Below are 23,850 nucleotides of genomic sequence, written 5' to 3'. Positions count from 1 at the left end.
CCGATGCACCGCAAGGCGTTACAGGGGGGATTCCCGGTGGCAGCCGGCGACCAGTTGCTTGAGCCCGTCCAGATTCAGCACTTTGACGTTACGCCCGGAAATCTCGACCAGTTCCGAGTCCCGCAGATGAGCGATGCCCCGACAAATGGTTTCCAGACGCAGGCCCAAGTAGGAGCCGATCTCTTCGCGACGCATCTTCAGCACAAAGTCTCGGGACGAGTACCCCCGAATGCTCAGCCGTTGCGACAGGTTCAGGAGGAAGGCGGCCAGGCGTTCATCGGAGTTCATGTTGCCCATCATCATCAGCAGGTTGTGCTCACGGACGATTTCCCGGCTCAGGATCTTGTTCATGTTGTGCTGCAACGAGGGCAGCTCCAGGGCGAGTTTCTCCAGTTGGGCGAAGTTGAAGGGGCAGACTTCACTGTCCTCCAGGGCAAAGGCACTGCAAGTGTGATGATCGTCGCTGATAGCGTCCAGACCGAGCATCTCGCCGGGGATCTGAAACCCGGTGACCTGCTCGCGGCCGTCGACCGACAGCATGCTGGTCTTGAATGAACCGATCCGCACCGCGTAGAGCGAGCGCAACGGATCGCCGGCCCGGTACAGGGCTGCACCTTTTTTAACCTTTACACGCTGAATGATCAGGGTATCCAGTCGTTCGACTTCGTTGCTGGTCAGGCCAATCGGCAGACACAACTCCAGAACACTGCAATTGGAGCACGCGGCTTTCAGATAATGATGTTGATACGGCCGAGTTTCAGGCATCGCAAAAATTCCCCCTGACAGGAGCTTAGAGCATAGTTCGGATCCCCCGTTTCAATCGGGCGTTTACAGATAGAGTCGATGAGCGGGGGAAAAGCTTGTTCCTGTTGAGCCGGGATAGACGGCCCAAGACTTGATGTAAATCAAGTCTTAGGCCGTGCAGACACCCAGAATCGACGCATATCTTGCGGTTTAAACCGAAGCCCTGGCGGAGGACGTCATGAGCGATTTTCTGAGTGCCGAGCAACTGGAAGGGCTGGATGCCTACTGGCGGGCGTCCAATTACCTGGCGGTCGGGCAGATCTACCTCAAGGACAATCCGCTGCTGGCGGTGCCGCTGACACTGACGGATGTAAAGCCACGGTTACTGGGGCACTGGGGCACGACGCCGGGGTTGAACCTGATCTATACGCACCTCAATCGCCTGATCACGGCCCACGACCTGAACATGATCTTCATCGCCGGCCCCGGGCATGGCGGGCCGGCCATCGTGGCCCAGACCTACCTGGAAGGCACGTACACCGAGCTCTACCCGTCGGTGGGGCGCAATACCAATGGCCTGGCCCGACTGTTTCGGCAGTTTTCCTGGCCGTATGGCATTTCCAGCCATGTGTCGGCGCAGATTCCGGGATCGATCCATGAAGGCGGCGAGCTGGGCTACAGCCTGGCCCATGCCTACGGTGCCGCGTTCGACAACCCGGACCTGATCGTGGCGTGTGTGATTGGCGACGGCGAGGCGGAAACCGGGGCGCTGGCGGCCAGTTGGCATTCCAACAAGTTTCTCAACCCGGCGCGTGACGGGGCGGTGCTGCCGATTCTGCATTTGAACGGGTACAAAATCGCCAACCCGACGGTGCTCTCCAGCATCAGCGAGGAGGAGTTGTCGGCGTTGATGTACGGCTATGGCTACGACCCATATTTCGTCGAAGGCGATGACCCGGCCGAGGTTCATCAAACCCTGGCCAGAACGCTGGACACCATCGTGCAGGAAATTCGCGACATTCAGCGGGGCGCGCGTCAACGATCGTCGTCCCGGACGCTGGAGCGACCCCTGTGGCCAATGCTGATCTTGCGCACGCCCAAGGGCTGGACGGGGCCGACATTCGTCGATGGCCAGCGGGTCGAAGGCACCTGGCGGGCGCATCAAGTGCCCTTGGCCGACTTCCAGCAGCCGCAGCATTTGCGGCAACTGGAGGAATGGCTCAGCAGCTACCGCCCCGACGAATTGTTTGATGCCAATGGCAGCTTGTTACCCGAGATCGCGGCGTTGGCGCCGACCGGCCATCGGCGAATGAGCGCCAACCCCCACGCCAACGGCGGGCTGCTGTTGCGCGCACTGGATCTGCCACGGTTCACCCAGTATGCGGTGAACGTCGAAGCGCCCGGTGGCCTGCGGGCAGAGGCCACGCGGGTGCTGGGCCGGTTTTTGCGCGACGTGATGAAATGCAATCTGACGTCGAGCAATTTTCGCCTGTTCGGCCCGGACGAAACCGCCTCGAACCGGCTGGATGCGGTGTATGAAGTCAGTGCGAAGGCGTGGATGGAGCCGCTGGGGCCTGATGACGTCAATCTGTCGGCCGATGGCCGGGTGATGGAGATTCTGAGCGAACAGGTGTGCGAAGGCTGGCTCGAAGGTTATTTGCTGACCGGCCGGCATGGGGTGTTTTCCTGTTACGAGGCGTTCATCCACATTGTCGACTCGATGTTCAACCAGCATGCCAAATGGCTGAAAACCGCCGCCGAAGTGCCATGGCGCAAACCGGTGGCCTCGCTCAACTATGTGCTCACCTCCCATGTCTGGCGCCAGGACCACAATGGTTTTTCCCATCAGGACCCGGGGTTCATCGATCTGGTGGCGAACAAAACGGCGGACGTGGTGCGGATCTACCTGCCGCCCGATACCAATTGCCTGCTGTCAGTGGCCGATCACTGCCTCAGGAGCCGCAACTACATCAACGTGATCGTGGCCGGCAAGCAACCGGAGTGGCAGTGGCTGGACATCGATGCCGCCATTCGTCATTGCCAGGCCGGTATCGGACGCTGGGACTGGGCCTGCCGCGATGACAGCGATCCGGACGTGGTGATGGCCTGTGCCGGCGACGTTCCGACCCTGGAAACCCTGGCGGCGGTCACTTTGCTGCGCGAATACGTGCCGGATTTGCGGGTGCGGGTGATCAATGTCGTCGACCTGATGGTCCTGCAGCCGTCGTACCACCATCCCCACGGTTTGCCCGACAGCGTCTTCGATGAACTGTTTACCGTCGACCGGCCGGTGATCTTTGCTTTCCACGGCTACCCCGCGCTGATCCACCGGCTGCTGTACAAGCGCACCAATCATGAAAACTTCCATGTTCGCGGCTTCAAGGACGAGGGGGCGACCACCACGCCGTTCGACATGGCGGTGCTCAATAATCTGGATCGGTATCAGTTGGCCCTGGATGTCATCGAGCGCGTGCCCCGGCTGCACGATCAACTCCAGACCGCCCGGGCGCGCTATTGGGCGACGATGGAGAAACACAAGCTTTACCTCATCGAACACGGGCAGGACATGCCCGAAGTGATGGAGTGGCAATGGACGCCTGCGCCGGGCAATCAGGGTTGATGGGCGGCGCCGGGCGTTACTTGCTCTTCCAGTATTTCTGCATCTCCAGAAACAGGAACGAGGCGGTCCAGGAAATCAGCACCAGTCCCGTCAGTGCCTCCAACCCGGTCAGGTACTTGAGGTTACCCATGGGGGAAATGTCGCCGAAACCGATGGTCGTGAACGTGGTGAAGGAAAAGTACACGCAGTCCATGAACGAACCATCGAAATTGCCGCGCAGGCTACCCCATTCACCGGAGCGGATCAGCAGGTAATAGATCAGCGCGAAACACCAGACCTCTAACGCATGGGCCACCATCGCGCCGAATACCCCGACGACGATCCGAAAGCGGCTCCAGAGTTTGAGCCTGGGCAGCCAATCGTTCAGACGCAGCAGGCATTCGTAGTGGATCACCACCGTGATGACCACCACCAACGTGTTGATTAGCGTGACTGCGAACATGATGGGCCTTCAGCGATGGGGGCAGGGCGCCGTCTGCGGGCGATTGTTCGCAGCGTCACGGGGCTGGTAATGCCGGGGTGGGCTTGAATGGCATCAGCGCCGGGAACTCCTCGGGCGTGAGGGTTTCCTTTTCCAGTAACAGGCGGGCGCCCTCGTCCAGGTCGGCCCGACGACTCTGAAGCAGCGCCTTGGCCCGTTGGTAGGCTTCATCGAGCAGGGCGCGAATACCCAGGTCGATTTCCCGGGCTGTCTGTTCCGAATAATCCTTTTCGCCCATCGTGGCCATGCGATCTCCCAGATACGTTGGGGTTTGCTTTTCCAGCACCGACTGCCCGAGCTCGGGGCTCATGCCGAAGCGGGTGATCAGTTGCCGGGCGATATCGGTCGCGCGGCCCAGATCGTCGGCGGCTCCGGTGGAGATCTGGCCGTAGACAAGGTCCTCGGCGGCGCGTCCGGCCATCAGCACGACAATCCGGTCCTTGAGTGTCTGGCAACTGATCAGGAAGTGATCCTCGGTCGGTCGCTGCAAGGTATAGCCCAGCGAGCCGATGGCCCGGGGCACGATCGAGACTTTATGCACCGGGTCCATGGCCGGCAGGCTGCTCGCGGCCAGGGCATGCCCCATCTCGTGATAGGCCACCACCCGGCGCTCGTCGGCATCGAGCAGGCTGCTCTTGCGTTCTAGCCCCGCGATAAGGCGTTCCACTGCGGCGGTGAAGTCGTTCAGGCTGACCGCCTCGGCGCCGCGACGGGTGGCGACGATGGCCGCTTCGTTCACCAGGTTGGCCAGGTCGGCGCCGGTGAAACCAGTGGTGATTTCGGCGATACGTGCGCTATCGAGGCCTGGTTCCACGGTGATTTTCTTCAGATGAACCTTAAGAATCGACTGCCGCCCTTTGCGATCGGGACGGTCGATCAGAATCTGCCGGTCGAAGCGCCCTGCGCGCAACAGCGCCGGATCAAGGACCTCTGGCCGGTTGGTCGCAGCCAGCAAAACCACGCCCTCCCGGGGATCGAAGCCGTCCAGCTCGGCCAATAACTGGTTGAGGGTCTGTTCTTTTTCGTCATTGCCGCCCAACACGCCGACGCCACGCATCTTGCCCAGCGCATCGAGTTCATCAATGAAGATGATGCAGGGTGAGGCCTGGCGGGCCTGTTCGAACAGGTCGCGGACCCGGGCCGCACCGACCCCGACGAACATTTCGACAAATTCGGACCCCGAAATCGAGAAAAACGGCACACCGGCTTCACCGGCGATGGCTTTGGCCACCAGGGTCTTGCCGGTGCCTGGCGGGCCCACCAGCAAGGTGCCCTTGGGAATGTGTGCGCCCAGGCGTGCGTATCGGGCCTTGTCCTTGAGGAACGAGACGATTTCCACCAGTTCGGCCTTGGCTTCGTCAATGCCCGCGACATCGGCGAAGGTCACTCCAGTATCGCGTTCGACAAAGATCCTGGCCCGCGACTTGCCGACATTCATCAACCCGCCAAGGCCTTGTTTGTCCGCCATCCCGCGAAACAGGAAATGCCAGAACACCATGATCATTATGAACGGCAACAACCAGCCCAACAGGCTGTTCATAAAGGTGTTTTCATTGACCCCGGTAAAGCCGACGCCCGATTGGGAGAGTTCGGTCGCCAGCGCCGGATCGACCCGCACCGTGGAGAACCGGTCGCGTCCGTCGATGGGTTCCACCAATTTGCCGCTGATCCGGTCCTTGTCGATCTGCAAGTCACTGACTTTTTGCTCGTTCAACAATTGCATGAACTGGCTGTAGGGCAGGGGCTGCACGGCCTGGCGCTCGACAAAGAAGACCTGCATGAGGCCCATGACGATAAAAGCGATCGCGAAGTAGGACAGGTTCCACCGGTCGTTCTTTTTCATGGCCTTGGCTCAGAGTGTGAACGCATATCGGTAAGCCAGCGGCCATCCCGTTTACTATAAAGATAGCCTGCTTCAGCTTCTCCCTCGCGCAGGGCGCCGGATGATGTGCACAGAGACCTCGGGTCTGGATCACCTCACCTCGTGCCGGTCATTCAGGAAACGGTGGCTGGGCAGGCGATTCCTTTTCTGGAATATCCGTCATGGTCGCCTCGGTGAGCAGCAGGACACTGGCAACCGACACGGCATTTTCCAGGGCAATACGCACCACCTTGGTCGGGTCGATGATGCCGGCTTCGTACATGTCCACATAACAATTGGCTGCCGCATCGAAGCCCACGTTGCCCGGTTCGGCGAGCATGCGGGCAATGACCACGCCGGCATCCACCGCCGAGTTTTCAGCGATGAACCGGGCCGGTGCTTCCAGAGCCCGGCGCAGAATCTGCAGGCCGGTTTTGACATCGCCCTCATGGCTGGCTTCCTCGGCTGCGATCATCGGCACCGCCTTGAGCAGCGCCAGGCCGCCACCTGGAACAATGCCTTCGGCGATCGCTGCCCGGGTCGCGGAAATCGCATCGTCGAGTGCATCCTTGCGCGATTTCATTTCCGCTTCGGAAGGCGCGCCGACGCGGATCACCGCCACGCCGCCAGACAGCCTGGCCAGGCGTTCCTGCAGTTTTTCCCGGTCGTAATCGCTGGTGGTGTTGTCCATTTGAACGCGGATCTGTTGCAGGCGCGCCTCGATAGCCTCGCGTGTACCTGCGCCGCCAATCAGCGCGGTGCTGTCTTTTTGCACCACGACGCGATGAGCCCGACCCAACTGGCTCAACTCCACCTGTTCGAGGTTGATCCCCAGCTCATTGGAGATCAGGGTTGCGCCGGTCAGAACGGCAATGTCCTGAAGCATTTCCTTGCGTCGATCACCGAAACCTGGCGCCTTGATCGCCACCGCGCGCAAAACTCCCCGAATCTGGTTGACCACCAACGTGGTCAACGCTTCACCTTCTATGTCATCGGCGATCAGGACCAGTGGCTGGCCACTTTTGGCAATCAATTCCAGCAATGGCAGCAGGTCTTTGAGCACGCCGATCTTATGGTCACAGAGCAGCAGGTAGGCATCGTCGAGTTCGGCCTGCATCTTCTCGGTATCGGTCACGAAGTAGGGCGAGACATATCCACGATCCAGGCGCATCCCTTCCATGACCTCGACCACTGTTTCGGTGGTCTTGGACTCTTCGACACTGACAACACCTTCAATGCCGACCTTTTCCAGAGCGTCGGCCACCAGCTGACCGATGACCGCGTCGTTGTGGGCCGAAAGCGTGGCCACCTGGGCCTTTTCCTTAGGCGTGCTGACCGGGCGCGATTGCGCCAGCAGTGATTGCATGACCAGAGAAAGCCCCCGGTCCATACCGCGCTTGAGGTCGATCGCACTGGCACCGGCGACGACGTTGCGGATGCCGTCAGCCAGGATTGCATGGGCCAGGACCGTCGATGTGCTGGTCCCGTCCCCCACGGCCTCGCCGGTGCGTTCCGCCGCCTGACGCAGCATTTGCGCACCCAGATTCTCCTCGGGGTCCAGCAGGTCGATCCGTTTGGCAATCGTCACGCCATCGTTGCAGACCGTCGGATTGCCCCATTTATTCTGGATCAACACCGATTTTGATTTCGGTCCCAGGGTCACCCGGACAGCGTCCGCCAATTGTGTGGCTCCGCTGAGGATTTTCTCGCGAGCGCCAGCACGAAACAGGATTTTAGTGTGAGCCATCAGGTTGTTCTCCTGAAGAGTTCTGCATTGTTTCAGCTTCTATGAAATGGCACGTGCAGCGTTGATTTTTATCAACAAAGTCACACAGGCAGGTGTGCAGTCGCAGTACGTACCGTTCGGATGATCGACCGTCGGTTGTTGGCCCGAATTGACAAATATCAACCTGCGCCGCAGCAAACCGGGCCCAAATGAAATCTTCAAATCCACCGTGTTTTCAGTGGACCTGACTGGAAGGGGGGCGATTTGAAAACACGGTTCGCGTGGGATTTTTAGCCAACTCATTTGCGAGGAAAGACCATGGACAAGTTTCAGCAGAGTCAGAAAAACCAGCTGTTCAAAACACCGGCCCATGATCCTTATTGCTTGCCGAAAATCGAAGGCTCTGCCGTCTGCCCGCAGTGTGGGGCCGCTTACCAGGCAGGTAACTGGACCTGGAAAGTTCCTGAAAACACGGTGGTTCATGATGCGCAATCAGTGACCTGCCCAGCCTGTCAGCGTACCAATGACAACAAGCCGGCGGGTACGCTCACGCTATCGGGCAGCTTCTTGCCCGCGCATCGAAACGAAATCATCAACCTGATCGAAAACACCGAGAAAAAGGAAAAAGCGGAGCATGCCCTGGAGCGCATCATCAGCCTGACCGATTCGGAGGGGGCGCTGGTTGTGACCACCACGGGCATCCATCTCGCGAACCGCCTGGGTCATGCACTGAAAGCGGCCTTCAAAGGGCACGCCGATTATCAGTACAGCGATGATGAGTTCGGGGTGAACATCGACTGGACGCGTGATGAGTAGATCCGGGCGAGGGTGTACTCGACGCTACAAAACTTGAAGAAATGACAGGAGGTCGGGATCGAGGAGTACGACCATGATCGCCAATGATTCAACGACAAAATCCGCCGCCTGTTCTGAATCAATCAATCGTTGCGCGGAGCTCTTTTCCGAAGCCGACCGACTGAGCAAACAAGCCTATGCGTTGTTGAGCGAGCCTGTTTCGACCCAGACGATACAACGATTTTCTGCAGCGAAAAAACTGGCGGATGACAAATACCGTCAAGCCCACCAGCAATGGTTGAAAACCATGAACAAGAGCGACTCATGATGGAGGGCTGCTGCCGGTAACCTGCCCGGCGAGGGTATTTGATTTATATCAACGCCAAAGCGATTCCAACGGAGGAGTCTGGGTTGACGCTGGTGCCTGGTCCAGCGAGGGCGCAACGACCGCGCCCTCGCAACAGGCCATGGCGCGTTGAAGCCCACCTGCCTGGAGTCAGATCATGAGCCAGTATCAACGGTTGTTATTGATCATCAACCCGGCCCTGCGCCAGTCTCCTGCGATACAACATGCGGCGGCCCTGGCAAAGGCCAGCGGGGCACGTTTGCATATCGCTGCCTTGATAAAGTCGTTGGATATTCTGTCGCTGCTTGAAGAGGGCGTGCGGGAAACGGCGCGGGAAACCTACCTGCAGGACCACCGCGACTGGTTGAAGTATCAGGCAAAAAATATTCGTGGCCTGGGGATCGAGGTGACGGCAGAAGTGGCCTGGGCCGATGACCTGCAGCAGGACATTCTGGATCACGTCACGGAAATGCAGCCCGACCTGTTGATCAAGGAGGTTCAGCATGAATCGGCGCTCAAGCGCGCGTTCTTCACCCCGCTGGATTGGCACTTGCTGCGCCACTGTCCAGTGCCGGTCTATCTGATGGGCGGCAGTGGCCATACCTTGCCGCACAAGATCGTGGCCGCCGTTGACGCTTCGGGTACCGATGCCGACAAAGAGTTGAATGACCGGATCATCCAGCAGGCCAATGGCCTTGCGCTGCAGTGCAATGCCGAGTTGCACCTGCTGTATGCCTGCGACACGACAGACTATCTGGGCGATATGGGCGGCGGCGGCCTGACACTGTCGCAGCTGACCAAGCAGTTGCGCAGGGAACTGGAGAAATCGTTCCTGGCGCTGGCCGGTCGGTACGGTGTGGCCTCTGACCGCCGGCATTTCATTCTGGGGCACCCGGTCTCGGCGCTGAGTGAGTTTGCCGAGGAAAATCAGGTGGACGTGATCGTGATGGGCAGAGTCCAGTCCCATGGATTGAACAAACTGGTGGGCAGCACGACCGAACATATTCTGTATCAGGTGCCATGCAGCGTCCTGGCGGTCTAGGGACGGCCCGACAAAACCCAATAGGCTGGACAGCCATCGATAGGCAACCAATGACGCTGCCCATCAATACAACAAAGTCTCCTGCCGTAGCCGCGAGAAGCGCGCAAGCGGCACCGCGTCGAGCGCTTGCGCCGCGTCAGGTGTCGCGCCATCGCGAATCGCCTGCCACACGCTTTGCGAGCCGATTGAATCACGGGTCGCCGCCAGGTCGAGTATGTGGGGATAGAGCGTGTGCAAGGTGGCGAGCAGGGTCAGCCCCAGGCTGGCTACAGGGCGTTGCGCAGGCGTTGAGAGGCGGGTGATGCTCACACCATGACAGAGCCGACCGTGCCAGTTTGATTCGGTGGGGACGAAGTCGACCGGCTCGAAATGCGCGCCGACGTCAAACGCATTCAGTGCGTTTGCGAGCCGGGTCGCGTCGATCCACGGCGCGCCGACCCACTCGAACGGATGCGGCGTGCCACGCCCCACACTCAGATTTGCGCCTTCGAGTAAACCGATATCCGGGTACAGGTCCAGCTGGGAGAGCGTGCGCAGGTTCGGTGAGAGCGGCACCCATCCCAACCCGGTGTCGGCAAAGGTCATCGCGCGCTGGTATCCCAGCATCGGCACAACGCGCAGATCCGCACCAATGTGCTTGTTGCGATTGAATAGACGCGCCAGCTCGCCGACGGTCATGCCGGGCTGCAGCGGTGCAGGGAAATAGCCGGTAAACGATTCACGGCGACTGTCCATCACCGGGCCGCCGAAACGTTGTGCGCCGAGCGGGTCGGGCCGGTCCAGCACGAACAGCGCAATGCCTTGCGCCGCGGCGGCTTCGAGTGCGTAGCCGAGTGTCGTCTCATAGGTGAAGAAGCGCACGCCGGCGTCCTGAATATCGAAGATCAGCGCATCCAGCCCTTTGAGCGAACCGGCCGGGAAGCGCTGCGTTGCGCCGTAGAGACTGTGCACGGTGAGGCCCGTCGCCGGGTCGCGGGTGTCGCCGACTCGTTCGTCCACGTCGATGTTCAGCCCATGCTCCGGCGAGAACAATGCCGCCAGCCTGACACCTGGCGCGTGGGCGAGGACGTCGACGGTGCGTCGGCCTTTGGCGTCGAATCCGCTGCGATTGGTGATCAGGCCCACGCGCAGGCCGGCGAGCGGGGCAAACTGCTGTGCCTCAAGCACGTCAATGCCTGTCTGCACCGGGCCCGTCGAGGTGGGCAGGCGATCGGCGGCACGCAGCGCCGGCAACGCTGAGGGCAACAACCGGCCGATTTGCGCGCCGCTTGCAGGCGCCCCGCGACTGGCCATCAATGCGAGCAATTGCGCACGAAGCGGGCGCGCGTCACCGCTGTCATCGGGATACACCCGGTTGCTCAGGATGACGATGAATTGGCGTGTCATCAGATCAATCCACAGCCCCGTGCCGGTGTATCCGGTATGGCCGATGACGCCAATCGGCGGCAGACGATCATGGTTCGATACGAACGGTGCGGCCAGTTCCCAGCCGAGGCCGCGCCACGGCACGCTGTCGAGCGGCGAAGCGGCGCTCGCGAGGGCGGCGATGCTCGCCGGCCGCAGAATCTGCCGGCTGCCTGCGCGCCCCTGGTTCAGCACCATCTGCGCGAAACGCGCAAGGTCGTCCGCCGTGGAAAACAGCCCGGCGTTGCCGGAGACGCCGCCCATCCATTGCGCCGTCGGATCGTGTACGTGCCCCCGGAGCGTGCCGGCCTTGGTGGCGAGTGTCGGTGCGCTGCGTATCGCTCGCAGGGTATCCGGCAGAAAAACCGTATCGCGCATGCCCAGCGGCCCGAAGATGTGAGCCTGGCAATAGGCGTCGAGCGAGCTGTGGGTGATGCGTTCGACCAGTTCGCCGAGCACCACGAAATTCAGGTCACTGTAGATGACTTGGGCACCCGGCGCGTTGCGCAGCCGTTGCGCCGCGATGGCGCTCAACACACCTTTGCGGCCCGCACCGGGTGGCCGCCCAGGCAAATCTGGGCGCAGCCCGGACGTGTGTGCAAGCAGGTCACGCACCTTCACTGCCTCTTTGCCCTGCGCCCCAAAGGCCGGCCAATACCGTGCAACGGGGGCGTCCAGATTGATGCGGCCCGTTTCGGCCAGTTGCAGGATGGCCGTGGTCGTCGCGATGACTTTGGTCAGCGATGCCAGATCGAACTCGGTGTCCAGCGTCATCGGCTCGCGGGGGGGCGTCGTCGTGCGTTGTCCAAAGGCCTGGCGATAAAACACCTTTGTGGCGTCACCGATCAGGATAACCGCCCCCGGAACGCGTCCGGCGGCGATCTGGCCCTCGACGATTTGTGCGGCTTGCAGGCGCGTCGTCGCATCGAGATCAGCGGCGCATGCGATGTGCGCCGCCATCGCCAGGCCAAGCAGCATCGCCCAGCGCTTCAGCGCTGTGGCAAGTCGGCGGCCTCGTAGTGATTGCGTGGGTTCCATAACATCCATCCATCGGTGCCGGCTGCGTCGGCGGCGTGAACCTGAGCACTGATCGCGGCCGCGTCAAACGGGCGACGATCGAAGGCATAGTCACGAAAGGCCTGCAACCAGGGACGAAAGCGCACGCCCGGCAGGTGGGTGCGCTTCATCGCCTCCGCCAGGGTACGCCTGACAATCTGGCCGGGGTCGGCTGTCGGGTTGGTAAAGCCCGGCAGCCCCCATGTGAAACCGGACGGGTACAGCATTGGCGAAATGTAGTCGAGCTCCGCGCCCAGCAGTTCGATTTGCTGGCCGATCGCCGTATCGTCGAGGTTCCAGCAGACGTAGCCGAAGATGTCCGCGGAGACAAATACATTGTAGGGGGCGAGTCGTGCGCGTGCGGCCTGCAGAAAACCGATGATCGCCGCGGTCCGGTTGGCGCGGTTGTTGGGGAGGGCAAAGCGTAGCCCGCTCTTGTCGGGAAAACGCACATAGTCGAACTGGATCTCGTCGAAACCCATCTGCGCAGCCTCCTCGGCGACATCGAGATTGTGCTGCCAGACCTCGTGCGAAAACGGATCCATCCATTGCAGTTTTTCGAGATCCCGCCACGGCTGGCCGTCAGCGGTGTGCACGCTCCACTCTGGATGCGCACTGGCCAATGGATCGTCCTTGAACACCACGATGCGCGCGATCAGGTACGGGTGTTGCGCGCGTAGCTTGGCAAGCAATGCCGGCAAGTCGCGCATCTGAGGTGCCCGTGTGGTCAAGTGGGCCGTTGCGCCGATCGCCTCGCGCGCCGCACTGCGATAGGGCGTCAGGCCACGGTCACCCTTGACGTCGATCACCAATGCATTGATCTCGGTGTTTTCAGCAAGGCTGACAGCGTTGTTGCGCAGGGTCGAACTGGTCACGCCGAACACCGACAGATAGACCGCTTTGGGGCGAAACGGGGTCAGTGCGAGCGTCACGGGCGTTTCGTCGCTCACTTTGGCCTCGGTGCGCAAATACCCTGGGGCGCGGGCGGCGACACTCTCGACCGCCTCGGCCGTCTCGAACCGCCCGTTTTCGTCGGTACGCATCACGCCGGCCGAGGTCGTGATGATTGCGTCGGCGAGCGGGTTCTGCGTGCTCGAGTCGAGCACGACACCGGTGACAGCCAGTGCGCTTCGCCCGGTCAGCAGGGCCGTGACGACGAATAGCGCCGGGATCGCATAGCGCCTCAATGCGCGGATAACGGTCATCGCGGGTTCCCTGTTGTCGGCTGAGTGTCCGGTTCACCGAGCAACTGCGCGAACGCGTGTGCGCCATAGGCATCACTCATCAGAAAGCGCGGCAGGGCGAGCAGTCGCGCGTGCCGGTCAGCCTTGCGCGCGTCTAGTGTGAAGGCCACTGCGTAACCCTCTTCGGAGGCGAGTGCGATCAACTCGTCGTCATAGATACCGAACGGCCACGCGAGCATGTCGACCTGCTGCGCACCGGTTTGCGACTCGATGCGTTGACGTGATTTTTGCAGTTGGGTTCGGACGAATTGCTGGAAATCCGCCGGTGTGCGGTGCCTGCGCTCGACGTTGAAATTGGGATGCCAGTACGTATGCGACTGGATGTCGAAGAGCCCGGTCTGTTTCAGGGTTCGCAACTGCTCCCAGGTCAGCGCATAGGACGCGTTGGAGATGGCCGATGGATAGATAAACAGGGTCACCGGAAAACGCTCGCGCTGGATGACGGGCAGCAGTTTGTCGAAGACCGAACGATGCCCGTCGTCGACGGTGATCGCCACCGGCTTCGACGCTAACGTCGCATCGGGATTGCGCAGCCAGTCGACCACCTCGCGCAGCGACACGATGTGATAACCGTGCTCGCGCAGGACGCGCAACTGGGTTTCGAAGGTGCTCATGCGCACGGTCATCGAGTCGTCCGCCGTGTCCGAGAAACGGTGGTAAACGAGGATCGTGACGCCTGGCTCGACGCTCTGTGCGGCGTTCTGTGTGGCGTTCTGTGCGGCGCCGCCCGTGCTCCAGGCCAGTGCGCAGACGCCTATCAGCATGACGCGGATCAGCAGCCGGAACGCGACACTCTCACCGATACACGCCATGATTTTCCCGCACATGTCAGCGCTCCTGCGCGAGCCAGACGCTTGCAGTGTGTATTGAGCGTTCATCGTCTATCTGGTGCAGATCAATTTCGCGCAATGTGGTCCGCTCCGAGGGGGGCGAGTCGTCATACAAAACGGGAGGCCGGTTGTGCCTTGATTTGATTTAGATCAACAGCAAGCCCTCGTGGGCGGATGACTTTATAAAGGATATGACACTCTTTTGAGGTATGCCCCCCATGAACATCAATAAGGCGATCTTGGGCCGTCGCTCGACACGGGAGTACACAACAGAAGCGGTTGATGAAGACATCATTCGTCGTTTGATCAGTGCCGCTGCGCAGGCGCCCAGCGCGATGAACCAACAACCGTGGACATTTACCGTCATACGCAACCAGAGCCTGCTGGATCGGGTCTCGCGCGAAGCGAAGGCTCACCTGTTGGCGACAATACCCGCCGAGGCCCAGCCCGAGCACTTCCATACGTTGCTCGATGATGAGAACTATCAAATCTTCTACCACGCGCCGGTACTCATCCTGATTTCGGGAACCGCGCCGGGTCAGTGGGTCGTCGAAGACTGCGCACTGGCTGCCGAGAACCTGATGCTCGCGGCCTACGCTGAAGGGCTGGGTAGTTGCTGGATCGGTTTTGCCCAGGGGTTTCTCGGTACTGCGCAAGGAAAGCATGCACTTGGCCTTCCCACCGAGTGGACGCCAGTGGCACCGATCATCGTGGGTCACCCGAAATCTGCCCCCGCGCCCGTGCCCCGGAATGAACCCGTGATCCGCTGGATTGGGTGACAGCACCTGGATAACGATTGTTGGCCGCTCTTCTTACGGGGCAGCTCGACCGTTTATCCACTTGCCCGGCGGTCTGCCTGTTTTCTGATGTGGATCAGATACACCCCCAGGCCGACTCCTATTCTCGAATCAACCCACGGTATCGAGATGAACCGAAATGAACAGATCAAGCCTGATCGGCCAATGCATGTTAATGGCGGCAAGCGTGTTGCTGGTGCCCTCTACCAGCGTCTTCGCCAACCCGCCGACGTCTGCTGCGCAAGGTGGTGGCATGTATCATCGTTTCCAGGATTTCGACTGGGTCAAATATACGCAACAGACCCTGGACGATCTCAAGGGCAAGCTCAATCTCAAGCCGGAGCAAATGGCTGCCTGGGACACATGGGCCACGGGGGTCATGGCGGACGCCAATCAGCATCAGGAAAAGGCCAAGGCCGAACGTGATGAAAGCGCGAGCACGAAGAGGGCGTCGACGGATGAAACGACCCCCGAAAGAATGGCCAGAGAGATAGAGCGTTTGCGCACACAAACCAAGTGGATGGAGGCGCATCTGGAGCGCATGGATGCTGCGCTGGTGCGCACCAAAACTTTCTACGGGGTATTGGATGCTGAGCAGAAAACCATTTTCGACCTGTTCTGGACGGTGGTGCATCACCGGCTCTACGGCAATGACCGTTGGCAGATGCCGATGCACATGTTCAGACCACGAATGATGGAAGGCGACCAGGACGAAAAAAGCAAACAGTAAGCGCTACTCACTGTTCGATTACGCATGTTGCGCCGTCATCGCGCGGCGCCATGCCGCCAGACTTCAATACAAAACTCCCTTTCGTAAGGTGGCACGTTGCATTCGACGATGTCAGTGGCGGCCACTTGCAGATGCACGCCGACGATATCGGCATGGATCGGCTGCTGGCAGACGTGCCGGTCGACCAATACGGCCGTGTAGACCCGACGAGCACCGAGTTGCGCCAGATACGCGCAGGTACGCAGGAGCGAATGGCCTTCAAACAGCACATCGTCGACAACGAGCAGGGTGGTGCTGGCAAGGTCCAGCTCGCCCAGCTGCGGGTTTTCGGTCAGTTCGGTGTGGGCATGCAGCACTTTGAGGTCATCGGCATAGCGCTTGACCTTCAAGGGGTAGAGCGGCAGTCCTGGCTGGCCGGTCTGATGTGACAGATGCTGCTGTAAACGCTGCGCCAGAGGTTCGCCGCGGCGCTGGATGCCAATCAGTGCCGTTTGAGTGGGCGGCAACAGTGCCGCGGCCTGGCGCGCCATTGCCTGCAACACCGAATCGAGTTCATCGCTGTCGTACAAGCGCAATCGCGGGCTCGCAAATAAGGTCGGCATGACAGTCTCCCATAGCGCGCCGCTGCGGGGCGGCGCTGTCCACTATTGGCAACGTAATCCATTGCGCCCCAGCCTGATTGATATTGATCAACAACGGCGAAATGAAATGCCCGGTCCCTTGCGCGGACAGGGTTGGTCTTGCGCGCGAGCTTGATAAAAATCAACGACAAGGAGACTCCAGCGGAGGATTTTTAATAAAAACTGATGCTTGATCCCGCAAGGACGTGGAGAGGTCAAGGCTGTGTGATACGAACCGACAGGTGTGCTCGCCTGGGGAGGTTTTCAAGTGATTTATAGTCCCTCAACGCAAACCCTCCTGCGTGACCGGGTTGATGCCGGTCGAAGGCTGGTGGAGCCGCTGCTCAAATACGCTCATCGACCCGATGTCATCGTTCTCGCCTTGCCCCGTGGCGGCGTGCCGGTGGCTTATGAAATTGCCACGGCCCTGGAGGTTCGCCTGGACCTGATGCTGGTCCGCAAGCTCGGGGTGCCATTCCATCAGGAGTTCGCCATGGGCGCGATTGCCAGTGGCGGTATCCAGATCGTCAATGACGATACGCTGCGGGCGAACCGTATCGATCAGCGCACGCTCGATAACGTGGTGGCACGGGAAACCCAGGAGCTGTTGCGTCGTGAGCGCCTGTACCGGGGCTCGCGAGCCCCCTTGGCGCTCAAGGATCAGGTGGTGATTCTGGTCGACGATGGCCTGGCGACCGGGGCCTCGATGATGGCGGCGGTCCAGGCGGCGCGCCTGCAAGCGCCGTCGCGGATTGTCGTCGCCGTGCCGGTGGCGCCACCGGAGACGGTAGAGGCGCTGTTTAGCGAAGTCGATGAGGTGATCTGCCCGCTCACTCCCGAATGGCTGATGTCGATCGGCAATTGGTATTTGAATTTTTCCCAGACCTCGGACGAAGAAGTCATCGATCTTTTGCATCGGGCCTGGCGCAGAGAGTCCGGTACGAGTGCTTCCGGTCAGGAGAACTCCGATGTTTGAGCTTCGCTATCGAAAGCTGGACCTGGGGAACGTGGAGCTGTCTGCCGACCTGCGTCTGCCGGTGCACGCTGGCGGCCTGGTGGTGTTCGTTCATGGCAGCGGCAGTGGTCGTTCAAGCCCGCGTAATCAACAGGTTGCGCTATCGCTGGCTGAGCGGGGGTTGGGCACGTTGCTGTTCGATCTGCTCACGGAGCCAGAGCAATACCTGGACAACCAGACCCGGGAATTGCGTTTCAATATTGCGCTGCTGTCCAACCGACTGGTGAAGGTGATCGACTGGATTGGTCGGGACGCCGAACTGCAACCGCTACCGATCGGATTGTTCGGCGCAAGTACCGGTGCCGCGGCGGCACTGTTGGCAGCGGCCGAGCGGGCGGACGTGGTGCATGCGGTGGTGAGCCGGGGAGGGCGGACCGATCTGGCGGGTGAGGCGCTGTCCCGCGTGAAGGCGCCGACCTTGCAGATTGTCGGTGAGCTGGATCCGGTGGTGCTCAATCTCAATGTGCAAAGCAGTCGCGCCCTGCAGTGCGAACAGCGTCTGGAAGTGGTGGCGGGCGCGACACATCTTTTTGAAGAAGCAGGAACCCTCGAAGAAGTCGCCAGACTGGCCGGCGACTGGTTCGAGCAGTATTTGCGACGGTAGTCATCCCACGCAGACGACCACCGTCCGATGCCTGTCATATGCCGAATGGAAAGGTTTCGTCTTCCGGTTCCAGCGCCTGGCTTTTTGGCAGGGGCAACGCAGTTACCGGTTGCGTCTGTTCAATCCAGACCATGGCGTCGAATTGTTCGGTCAACACTGACTCGAAGTAATGGCTGAAGCGTTCGCTTGCGGGTCGATAGATCACACCGATGGCCCGTTCCAGCAGCGGTTTGGACAGGGCCCGGCGCAGCTCTTTTCGCTGTGGATCCCGCCAGTCGGTCAATGAAGCCGGGACGCCGGCGTCGAGGAACTTGCGCTCCCAACTGTCTGGCCGGGAGGGCCGGATGTCCTTGATGAGCATCTCGCAATCCCAGTCGTCGGCCGCGGCCACCTGGCCACGGTCGGTGCTCATGCCGATCAGAACCACATCGCGCCCGTAGGCATTGCGGCACAGTTGACCGATATTGAACTGACCTTTCCAACCCATCTCTGTCGCGGCCGCATTGCCGATATGGGAGTTGTGCGCCCACACCACGGCCTTGGCTTGCGGACCGCGGTGTTCGAGCAACGCACGTAACGTGTCGAACATGTGCCTGTCGCGCAGGTTCCAGGAGGCCGTCGAACCTCGATAAATCGCTCGGTAATATTGTTCCGCCGCCAGGATGACCCGGGCGTTCTGGGTCGCATCGAAGAACGCTTCATCGTCCTTGATATCCCCGGCCAGTTGCTCGGCGAGCATGGCATTGAGCTGTTCGACCACCGCATGCTCGCAGGGCATTATGCCGTCGCGTTCGACGAAGTGGCCGTACAGCGCAGGATCATCCTGCCACGGGGTCAAACAGCCATAGCGACGCCGTGCTTCGTGTGCCAGTTGCGGGTCGACACGGTCCAGATAGCTCAGCACCTCATGGATGGAATTGCGCAAACTGTAAACGTCCAGACCGCGAAACTCGACGCGCTGTTCAGGTGCGTGTTGGTGGTTGTATTGATGCAGCCAATGGGTGAACGCTCTCACATCGGTGTTGCGCCACATCCAGGTCGGGAACCGGCTGAAAATGTGCCGCGTCCACGCCGAGCGCGCCAACCCTCTGACATAACGGTCTACATGGCCCGCGTCCGGCCAGTCTGCTTCAACGGCCACGATATTGAATCCGTGTTGCTCGATCAGCCGTTGGGTAATCGCCGCCCGGGTCCGATAGAAGTCGCTGGTGCCATGGCTGGCTTCACCGATCATCACCACGCGCGCGTCCGCGAAGCGGTCGAACATTTCACCAAAGGCCGGTGAACTCAGTTCCGGCAGGGGTTCGGCGTATTGGCGCAAGAGCGGGACGATGGAGGCCTCGTCAATGTGGGTATGCGTGCCATACAGCTGGTTCAGCATGTTTTGGGAAGGTGTGTTCATGAACGTCATCCCCATAAGGGTGGATTGCCCGACGTGCGATGCGGCGCGGCATCACGTCGACTGTCAGGGCAGGGCTCGCACGGGGTTGTTTTCGATCCATTCGACGTCGCGGGCCTGTACCGCCTCTTCAATCATTCCTACGCCTGAATGCAGTCGAGCATTTGAGTTTTATCAATAGTCGGTGCACGAAGTGGCCGATGAGTGTTCGGTTGCTGTCTGACCTATATCAATGCCGGGAAGGCTGGATCGGTAATGCTGATTTCATGAAGCCTGTGCGATGGGAGTCATGCCATGAAGCACGCTGTCGCGCCTTTCCAGGCACCTTCGTCGGCCTTGCCGCCCCCGACCAGCGGCGGTCAGGTGGTCGACAATGATCATATCGCTGCGGTTTTTGATGAAATCGCTGATCTGCTGGACATCGAGGACGCCAATCCCTTCCGGATCCGGGCTTACCGCAATGCAGCACGGACCCTGAGGGCGCTGACATTTGACGTGGCGAAAACCCTCGCTCGTGGCGAGCCGCTACCCAAACTGACCGGGATCGGGGTTGATCTTGCCGGCAAGATCAATGAAATCGTGACCACCGGTGATTGCTCGCTACGCCAACGCTTGCGTTCGACATTGCCACCCGGGCTGGTCGGGCTGCTTTCCATTGCCGGGTTGGGACCCAGGCGCGTCAAAAACCTTTATCACGACCTGGGTATCGAAACTGCGCAGCAGCTCTGTCTGGCCGCTCAACAGGGTCGCATTCGCCATTTGCCCGGCTTCGGTGAGCGGATGGAAGCGCGGCTGTTGAGTGCCGCGCAGAAGGGGATCGGAAAGGATCGCCGTTTGCCGTTGGCTTTGGTTGAGCCGATGGCGCGCAGACTGACCGAATACCTGCAGCAGATGCCGGGAGTCGAGCAAGCAACCACTGCCGGAAGCCTGCGACGCATGCGCGACACCGTCGGCGACATCGATATTCTGGTGGCGGCAGCGCCTTCGGTGGATGTCACCACGCAGTTCATCAGCCATCCGGACATTTCCACCGTACTGGTCAAGGGGCATACGCGTGCAAGCGTCATGCTGAACTCAGGCATGCAAGTGGATGTGCGTGTCGTCGAGCCGGCGGTGTATGGCGCTGCACTGGTGTATTTCACCGGTAGCAAGGCTCATAACATCGCGATTCGTCAGAGGGCTCAGAAGCTGGGGCTCAAGCTCAATGAATATGGCGTGTTCCGAGCCAAAAATCGCCTGGCCAGCACCACCGAGGTTTCGGTCTATCAGGCATTGGGCTTGCCGTGGATCACGCCGGAACTGCGCGAAGACCGTGGCGAAGTCGCTGCGGCATTGGCCGGCCATTTACCTGGGCTGATTGAGTTGACCGACCTCAAAGGCGATCTTCATGCACATACCCGCGCTTCGGATGGAGGCAACAGCCTGGAAGAGATGGCGTTGGCGGCTCGGGAGGCCGGGCTGGAATACCTGGCGATCACCGACCATTCGCAGTCCCTCAGGGTGGCCCATGGGCTGGGAGTCGAGCAATTGTTGAAGCAGATCGACCAAATCGATGCGCTTAACAGCCGCTTGCAGGGCATGACGTTGCTCAAGGGTATCGAGGTGGACATTCTCGAAGACGGCCACCTGGACCTACCCGACGATATCCTGGGACGTCTGGATCTGGTGGTGGGCGCCGTCCACAGTCATTTCGGCCTGACGCTGCGTCAACAGACCCAACGCCTTCTCAGGGCCATGGACCATCGCTACTTCACCATCCTGGCCCACCCCCTGTGTCGCCTGATCAATGAACGCGACCCTCTGAACCTGGACCTGCCGGCAATCGTCAAGGCTGCCGCTCAGCGTGGTTGCTGCCTGGAACTCAACGCGCAACCGCAACGCATGGATCTGTTCGACCTGCAGTGCCAGTACGCCAAGGATGAAGGTGTGCTGATCAGCGTCAACTCGGATGCACACCGCACCGCTGATTTCGCCAACTTGCGCTATGGCGTCGCTCAGGCACGCCGTGGCTGGCTGGAAAAACACAACGTGATCAATACCCGCTCGCTGGCCGAGCTCAAGGCATTGGTTGGTCGTTAAGAGCCCCACAACGTTCAGGAGATGAAGGGCGAGGTTGTCTGGCACTCATAAAAAACCCCTTGTCGGTTTCCCGACAAGGGGCAGGCCCGGGACTCAGTTGCCTTTGATCTGCACGACCTTGTCAGCCTTCAGGGCTTCTGGCTTTTTCGGCAACGAGATGCTCAGTACGCCTTTGCTGTAACTGGCTTCGATCTTCTCTGCATCCACCTCTTTGGGCAGGTTGAACATCCGTTCGAAGGAGCCATAGCTACGTTCGCTGAGATGGTAGCCTTTCTTTTTTTCTTCCTTCGTTTCTTGCTTTTCCCCTTTGATGATCAGGCTGCCATTGGACAGTTTGATCTCAATGTCTTTCTGATCCATGCCGGGAAGCTCGGCAGTGATTTCGAAGCTTTTATCTTTCTCGACGATGTCTACCGCAGGCATGCTCTGACCGATCAACTCCCGGTCCCACAGGGGGGCGACATCGAACAGTCCACGGTTGAACAGCGACAACCCCGAGCCAAGACTGAAGTCTTCGAACAGATGGTCGACCTGTTGCCGAAGCTTTTCGAAGGGGCGCATCAGTTCAGTTGTCTTTGGGCGCGGAGCGGCTTTCGCTTCGGTATGAACGGGTACTTTCTTCACGGAGTTGCTCATTTTCTTTTCTCCTCTTGGCGAATAAGGTGAGCCGCGAGCATTGGTTTCGGCCCACCACGACAAAACAACAACCCGGCACTCGCCCTTACAAGGCCAGTGCTCCGGACCACAACATCCAGCCGGCGATGGCTGCCGCCACCCAGATAATGATCAACAGTCCCGTCTCGGGGCCGTTGAGCGCTTGTCCCTGACGAGCTTTCATGGTGCCCAGGTAAATCAACGAGCCGGGGGCGTAGAGCAAAGCGCTGAGCAACATGTATTTAGGCCCGGCGGCATACAGCAACCACAGGCAATACAGCGTGGCGACCGAGGCAATGGCCATGTCACGCAGTTGCAGGCCACGGTGACCGGCGTAGGTCTGGCCCTGCCAGGTCAGTTTCAATGCGTACAAACCGCTGAACAGGTACGGCAGCAGAATCATCGAAGTGGCCAGGGAAATCAGGGTCAGGTAAGTGGCGCTCGAGTACAGCGTCAGCAGCAGGAACAGTTGTATGCAGCCGTTGGTGATCCACAGCGCATTGGCGGGCACGCCACGGGTGCTCTCCATGGCGAGCGTACCCGGCATGACCTTTTCCTTGGCTGGGGTGAATATCGATTCGGCTGCCAGCAGCGTCCAGGCGAGCAGGGCGCCACCGACTGAAATGATCAAACCGATGCTGATCAGCATCGCGCCCCACGGCCCGACAACTGCCTCAAGTACGCCCGCCATCGAAGGGTTTTTCAGGGTCGCCAGCTCCGGTTGTCCGAGAATGCCCAGCGACAACAGGGACACCGCAATCAGCAGCAACAAGGTAATGACGAAACCGATAACGGTGGCACGGCCGACATTGACGCGTTCTGCCGCACGGGCGGAAAACACGTTGGCACCCTCGATCCCGATGAACACCCAGACGGTCACCAGCATGGTGCTTTTGACCTGATCCAGCGTGCTGCCCAGTGCGGGAGAGCTCCAGAAGTCGACCATGAAGGTTTTACGCTGGAAGGCCGCGATCACCAGCCCGATAAACAGCAGCAAGGGCACGACTTTGGCCAGTGTGGTCAGGGCGTTGGCTTTGGCCGCGGTGCGCATGCCCCGCAGGATCATCCAGTGCAATGACCAGAGCACCACGGACGCCCCGACAATCGCCGCTTTGTTGTTGCCTTCGCCAAACAGCGGGAAGAAAAAACTCAGCGCGGAAAACAGAATCACCATGTAACTGACGTTGCCGACCCAGGCGCTGATCCAATAGCCCCAGGCGGAGTTGAAGCCGAGGAACTCACCGCCCAACGCCCGGGCATAGGCAAACACGCCGTTGTCCAGGGTCGGCTGACGGCTGGACAAGGTTTGATAGACCAGTGCCAGCGACAGCATGCCGACGCCGGTGATCAGCCAGCCAATCAGGATGGCACCGGCACCCGCACTGGCGGCCATGTTTTGCGGCAGGCTGAAAATGCCGCTGCCGATCATCGAGCCGATCACCAGAGCCGTCAGCAGGCTCAGGGACAGGCGCTTAGGCTCCAGTTGTCGCCAACTGCCGGCCAGGGGTTGGGGGGCAGTCGGCGGGAGAATCGGTTGCGTGCCGTGCAGATGAGTCGCCATGTCAGGCCTCCACGAAACGAAAGAATGAGCGCTGACCGCAGATACGACGGTGTGAACGCTGACTCTAAATGTCTACGTGAACGGCCCCTGGCTGTTTGATTTAAATCAGAAAGAAAGCACACAGCGATTTTGTCCCGCAGCGGCCATTGCGCTAACGCCAGACGAGGCTTCAATTGATAGCGCGCAGCGAACATGCCGGGCATTCCAGACCTAAGCTCTACCCATGACGGCGATGAGCCGCA

Annotated in this window: 20 protein-coding genes; 9 read left to right on the top strand and 11 right to left on the bottom strand. The window is 60.2% G+C overall.

What is annotated here, in order from left to right:
- Positions 1 to 18: 18 nt before the first annotated feature.
- Positions 19 to 765, bottom strand: coding sequence for a cyclic nucleotide-binding domain-containing protein (locus tag AC07VO_RS12055; RefSeq protein ID WP_111453726.1), 747 nt, complete (start codon positions 763 to 765; stop codon positions 19 to 21).
- 217 nt (positions 766 to 982) lie between these two features.
- On the opposite strand from AC07VO_RS12055, the gene AC07VO_RS12050 reads away from it, so the two are divergent.
- On the top strand, positions 983 to 3,364 hold the full coding sequence (locus AC07VO_RS12050; RefSeq protein ID WP_192351379.1) for a phosphoketolase family protein: 2,382 nt from the start codon (positions 983 to 985) through the stop codon (positions 3,362 to 3,364).
- A 16-nt stretch (positions 3,365 to 3,380) separates the two neighbouring features.
- Here the strand turns inward: AC07VO_RS12050 and AC07VO_RS12045 are convergent, their stop codons facing one another.
- The 3 genes from AC07VO_RS12045 to groL all read right to left on the bottom strand — a co-directional run bounded on the left by AC07VO_RS12045 (position 3,381) and on the right by groL (position 7,453).
- Complete coding sequence (locus AC07VO_RS12045) at positions 3,381 to 3,806, bottom strand: potassium channel family protein (RefSeq protein ID WP_018928210.1); 426 nt, start codon at positions 3,804 to 3,806, stop codon at positions 3,381 to 3,383.
- Positions 3,807 to 3,861: 55 nt separating this feature from the next.
- Entirely contained in the window at positions 3,862 to 5,688 is a 1,827-nt protein-coding gene (gene ftsH, locus AC07VO_RS12040; RefSeq protein ID WP_018928209.1) for an ATP-dependent zinc metalloprotease FtsH, read from the bottom strand.
- Between the two features lie 148 nt (positions 5,689 to 5,836).
- Positions 5,837 to 7,453, bottom strand: coding sequence for a chaperonin GroEL (gene groL, locus AC07VO_RS12035; protein WP_018928208.1), 1,617 nt, complete (start codon positions 7,451 to 7,453; stop codon positions 5,837 to 5,839).
- Between the two features lie 297 nt (positions 7,454 to 7,750).
- Between groL and AC07VO_RS12030 the strand changes: the two genes are divergently transcribed.
- From AC07VO_RS12030 to AC07VO_RS12020, 3 genes are all read left to right on the top strand, one after another.
- Positions 7,751 to 8,248, top strand: a complete 498-nt coding sequence (locus tag AC07VO_RS12030; RefSeq protein ID WP_192351378.1) for a BCAM0308 family protein — start codon at positions 7,751 to 7,753, stop codon at positions 8,246 to 8,248.
- Between the two features lie 73 nt (positions 8,249 to 8,321).
- Entirely contained in the window at positions 8,322 to 8,555 is a 234-nt protein-coding gene (locus AC07VO_RS12025; RefSeq protein WP_086945358.1) for a hypothetical protein, read from the top strand.
- A gap of 175 nt (positions 8,556 to 8,730) precedes the next feature.
- Complete coding sequence (locus tag AC07VO_RS12020; protein ID WP_192351377.1) at positions 8,731 to 9,615, top strand: universal stress protein; 885 nt, start codon at positions 8,731 to 8,733, stop codon at positions 9,613 to 9,615.
- A 63-nt stretch (positions 9,616 to 9,678) separates the two neighbouring features.
- Here the strand turns inward: AC07VO_RS12020 and AC07VO_RS12015 are convergent, their stop codons facing one another.
- From AC07VO_RS12015 to AC07VO_RS12005, 3 genes are read right to left on the bottom strand one after another with little or no spacing between them, the layout of a single operon-like run.
- On the bottom strand, positions 9,679 to 12,057 hold the full coding sequence (locus tag AC07VO_RS12015; protein WP_225609273.1) for an exo-beta-N-acetylmuramidase NamZ domain-containing protein: 2,379 nt from the start codon (positions 12,055 to 12,057) through the stop codon (positions 9,679 to 9,681).
- Positions 12,009 to 13,280 (bottom strand): putative glycoside hydrolase, encoded by a 1,272-nt coding sequence (locus AC07VO_RS12010; protein WP_086945361.1) that lies wholly within the window; start codon positions 13,278 to 13,280, stop codon positions 12,009 to 12,011. The genes AC07VO_RS12015 and AC07VO_RS12010 overlap by 49 nt, the downstream gene beginning before the upstream one ends.
- A complete protein-coding gene (locus tag AC07VO_RS12005; RefSeq protein ID WP_192351376.1) occupies positions 13,277 to 14,146 on the bottom strand; it encodes a polysaccharide deacetylase family protein in 870 nt (289 codons plus the stop codon). The genes AC07VO_RS12010 and AC07VO_RS12005 overlap by 4 nt, the downstream gene beginning before the upstream one ends.
- Positions 14,147 to 14,367: 221 nt before the next feature.
- On the opposite strand from AC07VO_RS12005, the gene AC07VO_RS12000 reads away from it, so the two are divergent.
- Complete coding sequence (locus AC07VO_RS12000; protein ID WP_111453879.1) at positions 14,368 to 14,928, top strand: nitroreductase family protein; 561 nt, start codon at positions 14,368 to 14,370, stop codon at positions 14,926 to 14,928.
- A gap of 157 nt (positions 14,929 to 15,085) precedes the next feature.
- Positions 15,086 to 15,676 carry a Spy/CpxP family protein refolding chaperone gene (locus AC07VO_RS11995; protein WP_192351375.1) on the top strand — a complete coding sequence of 197 codons (591 nt, stop codon included), beginning with the start codon at positions 15,086 to 15,088 and terminating at the stop codon, positions 15,674 to 15,676.
- Positions 15,677 to 15,711: 35 nt separating this feature from the next.
- Here AC07VO_RS11995 and AC07VO_RS11990 read toward each other — a convergent pair whose 3' ends face one another.
- Complete coding sequence (locus AC07VO_RS11990) at positions 15,712 to 16,278, bottom strand: phosphoribosyltransferase family protein (protein ID WP_018928194.1); 567 nt, start codon at positions 16,276 to 16,278, stop codon at positions 15,712 to 15,714.
- A 289-nt stretch (positions 16,279 to 16,567) separates the two neighbouring features.
- On the opposite strand from AC07VO_RS11990, the gene AC07VO_RS11985 reads away from it, so the two are divergent.
- Complete coding sequence (locus AC07VO_RS11985; RefSeq protein WP_032834042.1) at positions 16,568 to 17,272, top strand: phosphoribosyltransferase; 705 nt, start codon at positions 16,568 to 16,570, stop codon at positions 17,270 to 17,272.
- Positions 17,265 to 17,915: a dienelactone hydrolase family protein gene (locus AC07VO_RS11980; RefSeq protein ID WP_138867157.1), complete on the top strand. Its 651-nt coding sequence runs from the start codon at positions 17,265 to 17,267 to the stop codon at positions 17,913 to 17,915. The genes AC07VO_RS11985 and AC07VO_RS11980 overlap by 8 nt, the downstream gene beginning before the upstream one ends.
- Before the next feature lie 34 nt (positions 17,916 to 17,949).
- Here AC07VO_RS11980 and AC07VO_RS11975 read toward each other — a convergent pair whose 3' ends face one another.
- Entirely contained in the window at positions 17,950 to 19,317 is a 1,368-nt protein-coding gene (locus tag AC07VO_RS11975) for an erythromycin esterase family protein (protein WP_192351373.1), read from the bottom strand.
- A gap of 291 nt (positions 19,318 to 19,608) precedes the next feature.
- Between AC07VO_RS11975 and polX the strand changes: the two genes are divergently transcribed.
- A complete protein-coding gene (gene polX / locus AC07VO_RS11970; protein ID WP_192351371.1) occupies positions 19,609 to 21,393 on the top strand; it encodes a DNA polymerase/3'-5' exonuclease PolX in 1,785 nt (594 codons plus the stop codon).
- Between the two features lie 93 nt (positions 21,394 to 21,486).
- Here polX and AC07VO_RS11965 read toward each other — a convergent pair whose 3' ends face one another.
- Positions 21,487 to 22,029 carry an Hsp20/alpha crystallin family protein gene (locus AC07VO_RS11965; protein WP_138867159.1) on the bottom strand — a complete coding sequence of 181 codons (543 nt, stop codon included), beginning with the start codon at positions 22,027 to 22,029 and terminating at the stop codon, positions 21,487 to 21,489.
- Between the two features lie 85 nt (positions 22,030 to 22,114).
- Entirely contained in the window at positions 22,115 to 23,608 is a 1,494-nt protein-coding gene (gene arcD / locus AC07VO_RS11960; protein ID WP_310396236.1) for an arginine-ornithine antiporter, read from the bottom strand.
- Between the last annotated feature and the right edge of the window lie 242 nt (positions 23,609 to 23,850).

The organism is Pseudomonas sp. GW821-FHT03E01, from assembly GCF_059420765.1.
This window is presented reverse-complemented; position numbering and strand designations above follow the sequence as displayed.

Coding starts and splice junctions, on each gene's coding strand:
- AC07VO_RS12055 (WP_111453726.1), bottom strand. CDS start 765: ATGCCTGAAACTCGGCCGTATCAACATCATTATCTGAAAGCCGCGTGC.
- AC07VO_RS12050 (WP_192351379.1), top strand. CDS start 983: ATGAGCGATTTTCTGAGTGCCGAGCAACTGGAAGGGCTGGATGCCTAC.
- AC07VO_RS12045 (WP_018928210.1), bottom strand. CDS start 3,806: ATGTTCGCAGTCACGCTAATCAACACGTTGGTGGTGGTCATCACGGTG.
- ftsH (WP_018928209.1), bottom strand. CDS start 5,688: ATGAAAAAGAACGACCGGTGGAACCTGTCCTACTTCGCGATCGCTTTT.
- groL (WP_018928208.1), bottom strand. CDS start 7,453: ATGGCTCACACTAAAATCCTGTTTCGTGCTGGCGCTCGCGAGAAAATC.
- AC07VO_RS12030 (WP_192351378.1), top strand. CDS start 7,751: ATGGACAAGTTTCAGCAGAGTCAGAAAAACCAGCTGTTCAAAACACCG.
- AC07VO_RS12025 (WP_086945358.1), top strand. CDS start 8,322: ATGATCGCCAATGATTCAACGACAAAATCCGCCGCCTGTTCTGAATCA.
- AC07VO_RS12020 (WP_192351377.1), top strand. CDS start 8,731: ATGAGCCAGTATCAACGGTTGTTATTGATCATCAACCCGGCCCTGCGC.
- AC07VO_RS12015 (WP_225609273.1), bottom strand. CDS start 12,057: ATGGAACCCACGCAATCACTACGAGGCCGCCGACTTGCCACAGCGCTG.
- AC07VO_RS12010 (WP_086945361.1), bottom strand. CDS start 13,280: ATGACCGTTATCCGCGCATTGAGGCGCTATGCGATCCCGGCGCTATTC.
- AC07VO_RS12005 (WP_192351376.1), bottom strand. CDS start 14,146: ATGTGCGGGAAAATCATGGCGTGTATCGGTGAGAGTGTCGCGTTCCGG.
- AC07VO_RS12000 (WP_111453879.1), top strand. CDS start 14,368: ATGAACATCAATAAGGCGATCTTGGGCCGTCGCTCGACACGGGAGTAC.
- AC07VO_RS11995 (WP_192351375.1), top strand. CDS start 15,086: ATGAACAGATCAAGCCTGATCGGCCAATGCATGTTAATGGCGGCAAGC.
- AC07VO_RS11990 (WP_018928194.1), bottom strand. CDS start 16,278: ATGCCGACCTTATTTGCGAGCCCGCGATTGCGCTTGTACGACAGCGAT.
- AC07VO_RS11980 (WP_138867157.1), top strand. CDS start 17,265: ATGTTTGAGCTTCGCTATCGAAAGCTGGACCTGGGGAACGTGGAGCTG.
- AC07VO_RS11975 (WP_192351373.1), bottom strand. CDS start 19,317: ATGAACACACCTTCCCAAAACATGCTGAACCAGCTGTATGGCACGCAT.
- polX (WP_192351371.1), top strand. CDS start 19,609: ATGAAGCACGCTGTCGCGCCTTTCCAGGCACCTTCGTCGGCCTTGCCG.
- AC07VO_RS11965 (WP_138867159.1), bottom strand. CDS start 22,029: ATGAGCAACTCCGTGAAGAAAGTACCCGTTCATACCGAAGCGAAAGCC.
- arcD (WP_310396236.1), bottom strand. CDS start 23,608: ATGGCGACTCATCTGCACGGCACGCAACCGATTCTCCCGCCGACTGCC.